This is a genomic window from Microbacterium sp. PA5, assembly GCF_049860775.1.
Taxonomy (GTDB): Bacteria; Actinomycetota; Actinomycetes; order Actinomycetales; family Microbacteriaceae; genus Microbacterium.
Map to the genome: position 1 here is coordinate 672,787 of NZ_CP187567.1, position 13,622 is coordinate 686,408.

Here is a 13,622-nt window from a genome sequence, read left to right on the forward strand (position 1 = left end):
GCTCAGAAGGCGGGAAGACCCAGCGCTTCGTCGGGGTGCTCGTGGATCATGTAGGCGTCGAGGGTGGCCGACCGGTGGCGGCGGGCCGCCTTCTCGATCTCGCCCAACGGCGCGCCGTGCTCGATGAGGCGGACGATGTTCTCGTGCTCGTGCACCGACTCCTGCGCGCGGCCGGGGACGAAGCTGAACGTCGAGTCGCGGAGATTGCCCAGCCGGCCCCACTCGGCCTCGACGAGCTCGAGCAGCCGCGGATTGGGGCATTTGCCGAACAGCGCCGCGTGGAACTCCTGGTTCAGGCGCGTGAAGGCGTGCGGGTCGAAGTGCTCGAGCGTCTCGATCATCAGCTCGTTGATGCGCCGTGCGGCATGGAGATCGTCGACGGTCAGCCGCCGGGCCGCGAGCGCCGTCGCGGTGCCCTCGAGGATGCTGAGGGCCTGCATGCTGTGGCGGTACTGGGTGTCGTCGACCATCGAGACGCGGGCGCCGACGTTGCGCTCGAAGGTCACGAGGCCCTCGGCCTCCAGCTGGCGGATCGCCTCGCGCACGGGCACGACGCTCATGTCGAGCTCGTGCGCGATGGTGCCGAGCACCAGGCGATAGCCCGGGGTGAACACCTGACCGGCGATGCGCTCCTTGATCCAGTGGTAGGCCGTCTGGGACTTGCTCTGGCTCGCGATCTCGGTCACGGGGTGGTCCTCTCGGCCTCGTAGCGTTCACGCCAGGCGGCGTTCATCGGGAACAGGCCGTCGACGGGGTGCCCCTCGGCGACGCGGGCCGCGATCCACGCGTCCTCGTCCTCGCGGGCGAGCGCGGCGTCGACCACCTCTTCGGCCAGGCCCGGGGGGATGACGATCACGCCGTCGGCGTCGCCGACGATGACGTCGCCCGGCTGCACCGTGGTCCCGCCGCACGCGATGGTGAGGTCGTGGTCCCACGGCACGTGCTTGCGGCCGAGGACGGCGGGGTGGGCCCCGGCGGCGTAGACGGGGAGCCCCACGGCGGCGACGGCCTCGGCATCGCGCACGCCGCCGTCGGTGACGATCCCCGCGGCGCCCCGGGCGCGGGCGCGGATCGCCAGGATGTCGCCCAGCGTGCCCGAGCCCGCTTCGCCGCGGGCTTCGATGACCACGACCTCGCCCGCGCCCACGGCGTCGAACACGCGCTTCTGCGCGTTGTAGCCGCCGCCGTGGCTCTCGAAGAGGTCTTCGCGGTTCGGGACGAACCGCAGTGTGCGGGCCGTGCCCACGAGCTTCGCGCCCGGCTGCAGGGGGCGCACGCCGTCGATCGTGACGTTGTCCAGCCCGCGCTGGCGCAGCTGCTGCGAGAGCGCGGCCACCGTAACGCGTTCCAGCTTCTCGCGCAGGGATGGGTCGAGCGCCGGGCGCTCGGGCGCCGCTCCCCAGGCCTCGGCGCGCTGCGTGTCGTCGACGGCGGGGAGCGAACCGAGGGTGTCGTCGTAGCCGGGGCCGTCGCCCTCGACGACGGTCGTCACGAGCCGTCCCGAGGAGGCGCCGGTGGCGGGGGAGTCGACCTCCACCTCGACGACGTCACCCGGCGCGATGACGGACGAGCCCGCCGGCGTGCCGGTGAGGATCACGTCGCCCGGCTCGAGGGTGAGGTGCTGGCTGAGGTCGGCGACGAACTGCGCGAGCGGGAAGATCAGCCCGGCGGTCGTGTCGTCCTGCGCGAGGTCGCCGTTGACCCACGTGCGCACCCGCAGCTGCGCAGGATCGACCGTGCGGGCGTCGATCAGCCGCGGACCGATCGGGGTGAACCCGTCGCCCCCCTTGGAGCGGGCGTTGGAGCCCTTGTCGGCCGCGCGCAGATCGTAGAGCCCGAGGTCGTTGGCTGCCGTTACCCATCCGACGTGATCCCAGGCCTCGGCGAGGTCCACCTGCCGGGCCTCCGCACCGATCACCAGGGCGATCTCGCCCTCGAACGCCAGCAGCTCGGTGCCGGCGGGGCGGGCGATCGTCGAGGGGGAGGAGGCCACCGAGCTCGACGGCTTGAGGAAGTACGACGGGGCGCTGGGCCGGCGGCCGCGCTGGGCGGCGCGCGAGGCGTAGCTGAGGTGCACCGCGATGATCTTCCCGGGACGGCCGGGAAGCCCCGCGAACCGCGGATCGGTGGTGTCGTCGATGGTCATGAGCTCCCTCGCTCTTGCGTCGTATCTGAAATCGTATATGATCCTGAGTCACCGGGCAAGCACAGCCCGCCCCGACAGCGACGTCACCGACACAGGAGTCACCATGAGCACAGCCTCGCCCGCTCCCCACCCGGGTTTCACCCCCACGGGCACGATATCCACCGCCGCCGACCGGCGCCGCGTCGTCTTCGCCACGGTGGTCGGCACCACCGTGGAGTGGTACGACTTCTTCATCTACGCGTCCGCCGCCGGACTCGTGTTCGGGCAGCTGTTCTTCGCCCCCGCCGGCGAGCAGTTCGCCCAGATCATCTCGTTCCTCACCGTGGGGATCAGCTTCCTCTTCCGGCCGTTCGGCGCCTTCCTCGCCGGACACCTCGGCGACAAGTACGGCCGACGCCTCGTGCTGATGCTGACCCTGGTGCTGATGGGCGTCGCGACCACCTTCGTCGGGCTGCTGCCGACGTATGCCCAGATCGGCATCATCGCCCCGATCCTCCTGGTCGTCCTGCGGATCCTGCAGGGGATCTCCGCCGGCGGCGAGTGGGGCGGCGCCGTGCTGATGGCCGTCGAGCACGCGCCGAAGGCCAAGCGCGGGCTCTTCGGCGCCTCGCCCCAGATCGGCGTGCCCCTCGGGCTCCTGCTGGCTTCCGCCGTGCTCGCGATCGTCGCCCTCCCGGGTGAGGAGTTCTTCCTCACGTGGGGCTGGCGCATCCCCTTCCTGCTGAGCGTCGTGCTCATCCTCATCGGCTACTACGTGCGTCGCCGTGTCGAGGAGAGCCCGGTCTTCCTGGAGCTCGCCGAGCGCAAGGAGGAGACGCGCATGCCGATCGTGCAGCTGTTCCGCACGCACGCGCTCCTGGTCGTGGTCGCCGCGCTGGTCTTCGCCGGCAACAACGCCGTCGGCTACATGACGACCGGCGGATACATCCAGCGGTACGCGACCGACCCGAAGGGTCCGCTCGGCCTGGCCACGTCGGACGTGCTGTGGGCGGTCACCCTCTCGGCCGTCTCGTGGCTCGTCTTCACGTGGATCGCGGGCTGGCTGTCGGACCGGCTCGGCCGACGCACCACCTACATCATCGGCTGGGTGCTGCAGCTCGTGGGCGTGCTCCTGCTGTTCCCGCTCGTCAACACCGGCGAGATCGCGCTTCTGACGGCTGGCCTGGTGATCCTCACCGTGGGCCTCGGATTCACCTACGGACCGCAAGCGGCGCTCTACGCGGAGCTGTTCCCGGCGTCGATCCGCTTCTCGGGCGTCTCGATCTCGTATGCGATCGGCGCGATCCTCGGTGGCGCCTTCGCGCCGTCGATCGCCACCTGGCTCGTCCAGCGCACCGGCTCGACCGACGCCGTCACGTGGTACCTCGCCGGCATGACCGTCCTGGGGCTGATCGCGACGCTGCTGCTGCGCGACCGCAGCGGCATCCCCCTCGGCCCCGACCACGAGGCCGAGCAGGCCGTGAGCCCCATCCGCGGGCTCGCACGGGCCTGAGCGGCCCGTCCCGCCGGCCTCGGACTCGGAGGGTCGCACCGGATTCGGAGCCTCATCGCTGACGGCTCCGAATCCGGGCGCCGGCTCCGAATCCGTTCCGGCCGAATCCGCGAGAAGATGGCAGCAGCCCGACCGAGACGTCGGGGAAGGATCGAAGACGATGCAGTTCCACCACCACGGGTACGTCTCGGGCGACCCTCGCGTCCAGCCCTCCGCCGGCACCGGCGTCGACCGCCCGGCCGATCTCCCCGACGAGATCGACGTACTCATCGTCGGCTCCGGTCCGGCGGGCATGCTGCTGGCCGCGCAGCTGTCGCAGTACCCGACGGTGGTGACCCGCCTGGTCGAACGGCGGGACGGGCGGCTCGTCCTCGGGCAGGCCGACGGCATCCAGCCGCGGAGCGTCGAGACGTTCCAGGCCTTCGGCTTCGCCGAGCGGATCACCGCCGAGGCGTACAACATCGGCTGGATGAACTTCTGGGGGCCCGACCCGGACGATCCGCGCCGGATCGTGCGTCGGTCGCGGACGGCGGACTACGCGTACCAGATCAGCGAGTTCCCCCACCTGATCGTGAACCAGGCGCGCGTGCTCGACTACTTCGCCGAGGCCGCCGCGCACGGTCCGGGCCGGATCGTGCCCGACTACGGCATCGAGTTCCTCGGGCTCACGGTGCAGGGTGCGGGCGAGTATCCCGTCGAGGTGCGGCTCCGCCACGTCGCGGGCGAGCGTGCCGGCGAGGAGCGCACGGTGCATGCCAAGTACGTCGCCGGATGCGACGGGGCCCGCAGTGGCGTGCGCGAGGCGATCGGCCGCCGGCACGTCGGCGACATCTCGCAGCACGCCTGGGGCGTCATGGACGTGCTCGTCGAGACCGATTTCCCCGACTGGCGGATCAAGTGCGCGATCAACGCCGAGGCGGGGAACATCCTCCACATCCCGCGCGAGGGGGGCTACCTCAGCCGCATGTACATCGACCTCGGCGCCGTCGCCGCCGACGACGACCACCGGGTGCGACAGACGCCGATCGAGGAGATCATCCGGCGGGCGAACGAGATCCTCCACCCCTACTCCATCGACGTGAAGCAGGTCGCCTGGCACAGCGTGTACGAGGTCGGGCACCGTGTCACCGACGGCTTCGACGACGCGCTGGACGATGACCGCGACCCGCGGGTCTTCCTCACGGGCGACGCGTGCCACACCCACAGCGCCAAGGCGGGGCAGGGCATGAACGTGTCCATGCAGGACGGCTTCAACCTCGGCTGGAAGCTCGGCTCGGTGCTCACCGGGCGCAGCCCCGCGTCGCTGCTCGCGACCTACGGCGCCGAGCGGCGACCCGTGGCGCAGCAGCTCATCGACTTCGACCGCGAGTGGTCCTCGCTCATGGCGCGCAAGCCCGAGGAGATCTCCGACCCCGAGGATCTCGCGACGTACTACCTCGCGACGGCGGAGTTCCCCTCCGGCTTCATGACGCAGTACGGGCCGTCGGCGATCGTCGGATCCGGCGAGCACCAGGCGCTCGCGGCGGGCTTCCCGATCGGCAAGCGGTTCCAGAGTGCGCCGGTCACCCTCGTCGCCGACGGCAACGTCGTCCATCTCGGCCACCATGCGAGAGCCGACGGCCGCTGGCGGCTGTACGCCTTCGCCGACCCCGCGGCGTCCGGAGCGCATCCCGCGCTCGATGCGTGGGCGGAGTGGCTGGGGTCCTCGGCGGAGTCGCCGCTGATCCGATTCCGACGGGGCGACGAGGAAGCCGATGCCCTGTTCGATGTGAAGGTCGTCTACCCGGAGGGCTTCGAGGCGGTCGACGTGGCGGCGGTGCCCGCCGTGTTCCGCCCGCAGAGCGGCCCCATCGGGCTCACCGATTGGGAGAAGGTGTTCGCGGCGGGTCCGTCGGCCTGGAACGACGTCGACATCTTCGCCGAGCGCGGGCTGTCGCGCGACGGGGTCGTGGTCGTCGTGAGGCCCGACCAGTACGTCGCGGCCGTCCTGCCGCTGACCGCGACCGCCGAGCTCGCCGCCTTCTTCGACGGGGTGCTGCTCCCTTGACGTAGAGCTGGCTGACCCCCGCGACGGGAAGCCGCGTTGCTGACCCGGGAGATTCCCGCTGCTGGATTTCGAACCGATCAGTCGCGACCGGACACTTACAAGTGTGAATGATGATGATGCCGCCGACTGGGCGCTCGTGCTCGCCGACGACACGCGCGGCCTCACTCGCCTCTTCGACCGGCACGAGCGACGCCTGCTCGCTCACGCCAGTCGCATCGTCGGGGTGAGGGACGACGCGAAGGATGCCGTCGCCATCGCCCTGTTCGAGCTCTGGCGGCGTCGGCGCGCCGTGAACCTCGTGGATGGGTCGCCGGTCGCGTGGCTGTTCACGACGGTCGCCAACTCCGCGCTGAATCTCGAGCGCTCACGACGTCGTTATCGCGATTTGCTCCACCGCGCGCCGGTCCACGCACCTCCGCAGCGGCACCGCCTCGACGAGTCGGGTGTGTTCGCCGCTCTCAAGCGCCTCCCTACGAAAGAACAGCACGTCATCGTTCTCGCCGTGCTCGAGGGGTACTCCGAGCGCGAGACCGCGCAAGCACTCGGCATCCCCGCCGGCACGGTGAAGTCCCGGCTCTCGAGTGCGAAATCGAGACTCCGCGGCGAACTGGAAGGACTGGTGGCACAATGAACGTCCCCGACCTCACCCCCGCCGAGCGGCACGAGTTCCACGAACTGCTCGAAACCGGTGCGGCGCGCATCACGCGCCGTCGCCGTCTCCGTGGCCAGCTGATTGCCGGAGCCAGCGCGGTCGCGCTCGTCGTCGCGATCGCCGCCGGCGCGATCGTCGCGGCGTCGGGACTGGCGTACCGCCCCCCGATCGCGGTGTCGCCGAGCGTGACGCCGACGCCGACGCCGGCGGCTTCGACGCCGACGCCGACGCCACCGGTCACTCCAACTCCGCCGGCCACGAGTGAGCCACCGGCCGCCACCGAGCCGCCGGCCACCGAGCCGCCGGAGTCGAGCACGGCGCTGTCCGAGGACGAGTTGATCTCGCTGTGCATCGAGTTCGCAGGACGAGCCGGCGAGCCGATTCGACGGCAGCTCGCCTCCGCAGACGTCCGGTCAGACGAAGCGCGAAGCGTGCTCCGGCCTGATGGCGTGTGGTTCATCTTGGTTCCCTTCAGCACGGCACAGGTCGAGGCTGCTGAACTGGGTTGCATGATCACTCAGGACCGACGCAGCGAGGCGGCGTGGGTGCGTATCCCGCCCGAGACAGATGACTTCGACCAATGGGCCACCGGAGTCCTCCCGAATCGCGAACCGTGAGGCGCACCGTCCGCGCGACCGTCCCGCACTGACGCCCGCGTCGGGGAGCTGGACCATCGCGCGGGGAGATACTTCCGACTTCCGACCACTCAGCGGTTCACGCGGATGATCTCCTGCTGGTACGGCGCGATGACGTCGCCGGAGATGCGGCAGTCGAGCAGGAGGAACGGCCGGTCGGATGCCGGACGGGCGGCCCATTCGTCGAGCACCTCCAGGTCGGCGAGCTCCCGCACCACGACGCCTTGGGCCCCGACCGAGCGGGCCAGGCCGGCGAAGTCGACCTCGGGGATCAGCATCGGCTCCCGGGCGAGGCCCTGGAGCCCGTACAGGTTCACCTCCGCGCCGTAGGCGGCGTCGTTCCAGACGACGGCGAGGCCGCGTCCGGCGGCGACGCGCACGGCGGACTCCAGGTCGGCGAGCGCCATGAGGCCGCCGCCGTCGCCGGTCGTGAGCACCACCGTGGCCTCCGGTTTCGCGAGTGCCGCGCCGGGCACCGAGGGGAAGCCCAGTCCGATCGACTGGTACGCGGTGCCCACCATGAGCATGCGGTCGGGCGACGCGACCGGCCAGTACATGTTCGCCCACCCGATGAAGTGGCCGCCGTCCGAGACGACGACGCGGTCGCGCGTGGACGGGTGCGCCTCGAGCAGCTCGCCGATGCGCGCGGCGACGGAGCGGGGGTCGAGGCGGCCGTCGGCGGCGAGGGCGTCGCCGGGCTCGCGGGCGCGCAGCGGTGCGAGGTCGACGGATTCCCGCCAGCCGGACGACGGCGCGCCCTCCAGCGCCTCGACGAGCGCGGAGGCCACGACCGCCGCGTCGCCGCGGAGGAACCCGCCGACGTGCGGATGCGTCGCCGCGGGCGCGACGTCGACCTGTACCACCCGCGTGCCGGGCGCGAACAGCTCGCCGAACCGCATCGTGAACTGGTTGAGCCCCGCGCCGAACACGACCGCCACGTCGGCGGTGCGGACGAGCTCCATCGCGCCGTCGGCGCCGAATCCTCCGGTCACGCCGAGGTCGAACTCGGGGCGGGGGAAGATGCCGCGGCCGAGCGCTGTCGTCGCGGTGAGGGCGCCGGTGGCGTCCGCGAGCCGACCGAGCGATTCCCCGGCGCCGGCGACCCAGGCTCCGCGTCCGGCGAGGAGGAGCGGCCGCTGCGCCCGGGCGAGCGCGCCGGCGAGGTCGGCGATCGCGGCGCGGGCGAAGGGCGACGGCGCGAGGGGCGCCGGAAGCGACGGCGAGGGTGCGTCGGGCACCGGCCCGGCGTCGAGCCGCGCGACGTCGTACGGGATCGCGAGCACCGTCGGCACGCGATACGACAGGGCGTGCTCGATCGCGATGACGGTGGTGGCGGCGGCATCCGCTCGCCCGACGGTATAGGTGCGCGCGCCGACGGCCGAGGCGAGGGCGATCTGGTCCACGTCCCACGGGCGGGGGCCCGACGTCGGCTCGTCGCCGACCACCAGGATCAGCGGCACGTGCGCCTGCACCGCCTCGGCGAGGGCGGTGAGAGTGTTCGTGAAGCCGGCGCCGTAGGTGGCGGTGGCCGCCGCCAGCCCGCCGCCGGCGCGGTGATACGCGTCGGCGGCCACGACGCCGCCCGCCTCGTGCCGGACGGCGGTGAAGGACACCGCCGTCGAGCGCTCCAGGGCGTCGAGGAAGTACGCGTTGCCGTTGCCCATCACCCCGAACACGTGGTCGATGTGGTGGGCGAGGGTGTGCGCGACGTGCGCGGAAACCGTGGGCATGGGAGCTCCAGCGAAGACGGGACGGATGCGAGGCCGTATGTGTCTCGCTCGCGGACATCGACGTCGCGCGGCTGCGTGCCCCTTTTCCGAGCACCGGCGGCCGTGGCCGCCGGACAGTGCGAGTGTATACGATCCGGTGAGGGCTGCCGCCGGGCCGCATGTCCCTGATTCGGCTGGATCGAGCGCCCGCGGGCGACCGAAAGCGGGACATGCGTGACCGAAAGTGGGACATCCACGGCAGGATGAGCGCATGGAACTCGACCGGCTGCGCAGCGAGCGGCTTCGCCACCACCGGCTGAGCGCTCCCGCCGCATCCGTCACCGAGGCGGCGACCCACATGACGGCGACCCAGGGGCAGGAGTTCTGGGGCGGACGGTGGGCGCTCGCCGCCCGTACCCGCGGCGCCCCGACGCTCAGCGACGTCGACGCCGCGTTCGCGGAACCGGATGGGCTCGTCCGCTCGTGGACCCAGCGGGGGACGCTGCACATCCTGCCGGCGCGGGACCTCTCCTGGATCCTCCGGGTCACCGCCGAGCGGCAGACCAAGCAGTACGCCGGGATCCACCGGAGCCTCGGCATCGATGCGGACATGCTGGCGCGCGCCGAGGCGGCGGTGCGCCCCGTGCTCGCGGACGGCAACCGGATCACCCGCCCCGAGTTCGCCGCCGTCCTGTCGGGCGTCGGCATCGACCCGTCCGGGATGCGCGGCAACCACATCTTCTCGGCGCTGGCGCTGCGGCTGGTGGTCGTGCTCGGACCCGTCGTGCCCCGCGAGAGCGGCCCGACGCGCGACCAGTACGTCGTCGCGCCCGAAGGGTGGATCACCGATTCCGCGGAGCCCGCCGATCCGCTCGCGGAGCTGTTCGTCCGGTACGTGCGCGGCCACGGGCCGGCGGGCACGGGTGACTTCGGATGGTGGGCGGGCCTGCCGAAGGGACTGTCGCAACAGGCGCGGGACGGTGCGGGCGACCGGGTCGTCGAGGTCGAGGAGGGGCTGTTCGTCGCCGCTGGACCGACGCCGCGCCGAGCCCGCGTCGACCAGGTGCAGGCGCTGCCGCCTTTCGAGGAGTACTACCTGTCGTACGTCGACCGCACGACGCCCTGCGCACCGGAGTTCACCCGGCGGATCGGGCCGAGCATGAACGGGATCGTCCAGCCCGTCCTCGTCGCGGACGGCGAGATCGTCGGCGTGTGGTCGCATTCGGTGGCCGTCGGAAAGCACCACCTCGCCCCCGTGCCGGAGCTGTTCGGCGATGCGGACGCCGTTGCCGTCGAGGCGGCGCTCGGTCGCTTCGCGCGATTCATCACCGGCTGAGGCCTGCCCGCGGTGCGGATGCGGAGCCGGCCGCCGTCAGGCGAACAGCTCGGCGCCGACGTACGACCCGGGCGCCGCGCCGCGCGGGATCGCCCAGATCCCGGAGCCGACGTGCCGCAGATACTCGTTCATGAGGTCTGTCGACAGCGAGCGCTGGAGCGCGACGAACTGCGCGGGGGAGCGCTGGTACGACAGGAAGAACAGGCCCGCATCGAGGCGGCCGAGCTCGGTGTTGCCGTCGACGAAGTTGTAGCCGCGCCGCAGGATCCGGATGCCCCCGTTGGTCTCGGGGTGGGCCAGGCGCACGTGCGAGGCGGCGTCGATCGCGGGAGCGCCGGTGGCGTCCGCCGCCGCGAAGTCGGGGGCGGAGCCCTCGCGGCCGCCCGAGAGGGGGGCGCCCTCGCCCTTGTCGCGCCCGATGATCCGCTGCTGCTCCGACAGGCGCACCCGGTCCCAGGTCTCGATGAGCATCGCGATCCGCCGTGCCACCAGGTACGAGCCTCCCGTCAGCCAGGCCGGTTCGTCGCCCTCGCCCACCCACACGTGCTCGGCCAGGGCCTCGTGGTCGTCGGCGAGGATGTTCGCGGTGCCGTCCTTGAAGCCGAAGAGGTTCCGGGGCGTGGCCTGCGCGGACGTCGTCCGCGACGTCTTGCCGAAGCCGAGCTGCGACCACCGCAGCCGCGCCCGGCCGAACGCGATGCGGCTGAGGTTGCGCACCGCATGGACGGCGACCTGCGGGTCGTCGGCGCACGCCTGGATGCACAGGTCGCCGTGGGATCTGGCGGGGTCGAGGTCGTCGCCGAGGAACGCCGGCAGCCTCTCCAGCAGCGCCGGCCGCCGCGCCGCCAGCCCGTACCGGTCGTCTCCCTCGGCGGTCTCGAACAGGGTGGGACCGAACCCGAAGGTGATCGTGAGACCCGATGCCGGCAGCCCCAGCGCCTCGCCGGTGTCATCCGGCGGGGCCTCCGGTGAGCCGCCGATCGCGCCGGTCGCACTGACGTCCAGACCCTGCGTCATCCGCGCGGCGGCGTAGCTCCAGTCCTGCAGGAGCGAGACGAGGTCGGCGCGATCGGTGCGGGCCATCATGTCGAAGGACGCGAAGTGCAGGTGGTCCTGCACGGGCGTCGTGATCCCGGCCTGGTGCGCGCCGAAGAAGTCGTGGACGGGCGACGCCCCGTCCCGCTCACGCGCCCGGCCGACGGCGACGCCGGCCGCCGATCCGGCGCCGGCTCCGAGGGCGAGCCCGGCCGCCCCGACACCGGCGGCGAGTCCGAACAGGCCGCGGCGGCTCAGGCCGGAGGGCGGTCCGGACCGCTCCGCGGCACCGCCGTCGGCGCCGGCCTCCACGTCCGCGCTCACGCCAGGACGGTCGACGTGAGCTGCGACAGCGGCTCGGCCAGGGCGTTCAGCAGGTCGGTGAGCTCGCGCTTGTCGTCGTCGGTCAGTTCGCCGTAGGCGACGAATCCCTCGGCGAGCGAGCCGTGCGCGGAGAGCGCCGCGTCGAGGGCCGCATAGCCCTCGTCGATCTGCTCGGCGAGCGCCGCGCCCTGGTCGCCCTTCGCGACGGCGAAGTCGCGGGCGAGCGAGAACGCCATCTTCGAGCCCTCGACGTTGGCGGCGAAGTCCCAGAGGTCGGTGCCCGACCACCAGTCCTCCTCGCCGGTGATCTTGCCGGTCGCGACTTCGTCCAGCAGCGAGATCGCGCCGTTGGAGATGCCGGCGACGCCCTGCGCGTCGAGCGCCGTCTGGAAGTCGGCGGAGTGCACGTAGTCGTTGAGCTCTGCCACATCCGCGATGAGCTGGTCGCCGAACGCGGCGCGCTCGGCGTCGGTCGACGGCGCCCAGTCCTGCCAGGCGGGCGTCTCGCCGTCGGCGTTCAGCGCGTCGCGGGCGGGCACCCAGAGGTCCTTCTCGATGCGGTGGAACCCGGTCCAGTCCAGGCCCTCGGCGACGGCGTCGACCTCGCGGTAGTCGATGCGCGGGTCGAGGTCGCCGAGCGACTCGGCCACCGGCTCGATGCGCTCGTAGAAGGCGCGCACCTGCGGGAACTGTGCGCGGGCCGCCTCGTCGTCGCCGGATTCGTATGCCGCGACGAAGTCGTCGACGGCGGGCACGAGCTGCTCGACCTGATCCTTCACGAACGCCGCGTAGAGGTCGACCGCCTGCTGCTTCTGCTCGGCATCGTCGCCGGTCGCGGCGACCGCGTCGCCGGAGACCGAGAACCCGGCGCGGCCGACGCCCTCGCCGACCATGCCGGGCTTGCACAGCGTGAAGTACTCGCCGGGCTGGGCCACGACGGTGAGGGTGCGGGAGGCGCCCGGTGCGATGTTCTCCACTTCGCCGACGATCCGCAGGCCGTCCTCCGCGAGCAGATAGAACTCCGTCACCTGCGAGCTGTCGTTGGCGACGTCGAAGGTCAGGGTGCCGCTGGTCGCGGCTCCGGTCGAGACCTCGCACGCGGTGTCGGTCGAGGTGACGGTCAGCGTGTCGGCGGCCGCCACGTCGGCCTTCGCGACGCAGCCGGCCAGGGCCAGGGCGGCGACTCCGACGACGGCGAGGGCGCCGAGGCTCCTCGCGGCGCCGGTCGTCTGCAGCGGAAGGGTGCGGGTCATGATGCTCCTTGAGGTGCGCGGGAAGGGGCGGAGGGGACGGAGGGGGTCGCCGGCGCCGCGGCGTCCGTGACGCGTGTCGGGCGAGGGCGCAGACCACGGACGAAGAACGAGCCGACGGCGGCGATGTAGACGGCCCAGGCGATCACCTGCAGCCAGGTCATCTGCGGCATGAAGCCGACCGTGGCCTGGAGGACGGCGGCCGCCCATCCGCCCGGGGCGATGGTGGCGCTGAGGTCGAAGGCCCAGCCGAACGGGAAGCCGACGAGCCCCACGGCGACCGCGCCGGTGACGGGGTCGAGCGGAGCGGACGCCGAGAAGGGGCCCGGCAGGACGCCTGCCTCCTGCAGATCGTGGATCGCGTAGGCGAGCACGCCGGCCGCGACGACGACGAGGAAGGCGCCCGTCCACGCGAAGAAGCGGCGGAGGTCCAGGCGCACCATGCCGCGGGCGAGCAGCCAGCCCAGGAGCACCGCGGCGGCGAGCCCGAGCACGGCGCCGAGGAGCGCCGTCGGCGCATCGCCGAACGACTGCACCATCGACCACAGCAGCAGGGTGGTCTCGATGCCCTCTCGCGCGACCGATACGAACCCGATGACGACGATGCCCCACAAGCCGCTGGTCGCGAGGGCGCGATCGATCCCGCCTTCGAGCGTGGCCTTCATGGTGCGGGCGGTGCGCTGCATCCAGAAGATCATCCACGTGACCATGCCGACCGCGAGCAGCGACAGGAGCCCGCCGATGAGCTCCTGCGCCTCGAAGGTGAGCGCGTAGGAGCCGAAGGTGAGCACGGCGCCGATGCCGAGGGCAAGCGCGATCGCCAGGGCGACCCCCGCCCAGAGCCGGGGGAGCACGTCGCGGCGGCCGATGCGCGTGAGGTAGGCGACGAGGATGCCGACGACGAGGGCGGCTTCGAGGCCTTCGCGGAGGCCGATCAGGAAGGTGGCGAGCACGGGGTCTGTTTCGGTGAGCGGAAGCGAGGCCGGTGCCGCTGCC

The 13,622-nt window shown here is 72.1% G+C and carries 11 protein-coding genes; 5 read left to right on the forward strand and 6 right to left on the reverse strand.

The window, feature by feature from the left end; all coding sequences use genetic code 11:
- Nucleotides 1-2 precede the first annotated feature (2 nt).
- Together ACPWUT_RS03080 and ACPWUT_RS03085 are read right to left on the reverse strand one after the other, a co-directional pair.
- Nucleotides 3-686: a GntR family transcriptional regulator gene (locus tag ACPWUT_RS03080; protein ID WP_425840508.1), complete on the reverse strand. Its 684-nt coding sequence runs from the start codon at nt 684-686 to the stop codon at nt 3-5.
- Nucleotides 683-2,146, reverse strand: a complete 1,464-nt coding sequence (locus ACPWUT_RS03085; RefSeq protein ID WP_425840511.1) for a fumarylacetoacetate hydrolase family protein — start codon at nt 2,144-2,146, stop codon at nt 683-685. The genes ACPWUT_RS03080 and ACPWUT_RS03085 overlap by 4 nt, the downstream gene beginning before the upstream one ends.
- A 103-nt stretch (nt 2,147-2,249) precedes the next feature.
- On the opposite strand from ACPWUT_RS03085, the gene ACPWUT_RS03090 reads away from it, so the two are divergent.
- From ACPWUT_RS03090 to ACPWUT_RS03105, 4 genes are all read left to right on the forward strand, one after another.
- Complete coding sequence (locus ACPWUT_RS03090) at nt 2,250-3,638, forward strand: MFS transporter (RefSeq protein ID WP_425840515.1); 1,389 nt, start codon at nt 2,250-2,252, stop codon at nt 3,636-3,638.
- Nucleotides 3,639-3,798: 160 nt separating this feature from the next.
- On the forward strand, nt 3,799-5,685 hold the full coding sequence (locus tag ACPWUT_RS03095) for an FAD-dependent monooxygenase (protein ID WP_425840518.1): 1,887 nt from the start codon (nt 3,799-3,801) through the stop codon (nt 5,683-5,685).
- Between the two features lie 103 nt (nt 5,686-5,788).
- Nucleotides 5,789-6,316 (forward strand): RNA polymerase sigma factor, encoded by a 528-nt coding sequence (locus tag ACPWUT_RS03100; RefSeq protein WP_425840521.1) that lies wholly within the window; start codon nt 5,789-5,791, stop codon nt 6,314-6,316.
- Entirely contained in the window at nt 6,313-6,954 is a 642-nt protein-coding gene (locus ACPWUT_RS03105) for a hypothetical protein (RefSeq protein WP_425840524.1), read from the forward strand. Before ACPWUT_RS03100 ends, ACPWUT_RS03105 begins: the two co-directional genes overlap by 4 nt.
- Nucleotides 6,955-7,043: 89 nt before the next feature.
- Here ACPWUT_RS03105 and ACPWUT_RS03110 read toward each other — a convergent pair whose 3' ends face one another.
- Nucleotides 7,044-8,702, reverse strand: a complete 1,659-nt coding sequence (locus ACPWUT_RS03110) for a thiamine pyrophosphate-binding protein (RefSeq protein WP_425840527.1) — start codon at nt 8,700-8,702, stop codon at nt 7,044-7,046.
- A gap of 250 nt (nt 8,703-8,952) precedes the next feature.
- Between ACPWUT_RS03110 and ACPWUT_RS03115 the strand changes: the two genes are divergently transcribed.
- Nucleotides 8,953-10,017 (forward strand): winged helix DNA-binding domain-containing protein, encoded by a 1,065-nt coding sequence (locus ACPWUT_RS03115; RefSeq protein ID WP_425840530.1) that lies wholly within the window; start codon nt 8,953-8,955, stop codon nt 10,015-10,017.
- Between the two features lie 36 nt (nt 10,018-10,053).
- Here ACPWUT_RS03115 and efeB read toward each other — a convergent pair whose 3' ends face one another.
- Genes efeB through efeU form a run of 3 tightly spaced genes read right to left on the reverse strand, consistent with a single transcriptional unit; the run spans nt 10,054 to nt 13,579 of the window.
- Nucleotides 10,054-11,376, reverse strand: a complete 1,323-nt coding sequence (gene efeB, locus ACPWUT_RS03120; protein WP_425840533.1) for an iron uptake transporter deferrochelatase/peroxidase subunit — start codon at nt 11,374-11,376, stop codon at nt 10,054-10,056.
- Nucleotides 11,373-12,629 (reverse strand): iron uptake system protein EfeO, encoded by a 1,257-nt coding sequence (gene efeO / locus ACPWUT_RS03125; RefSeq protein ID WP_425840536.1) that lies wholly within the window; start codon nt 12,627-12,629, stop codon nt 11,373-11,375. The genes efeB and efeO overlap by 4 nt, the downstream gene beginning before the upstream one ends.
- Entirely contained in the window at nt 12,626-13,579 is a 954-nt protein-coding gene (gene efeU, locus ACPWUT_RS03130) for an iron uptake transporter permease EfeU (protein ID WP_425840539.1), read from the reverse strand. Before efeU ends, efeO begins: the two co-directional genes overlap by 4 nt.
- Between the last annotated feature and the right edge of the window lie 43 nt (nt 13,580-13,622).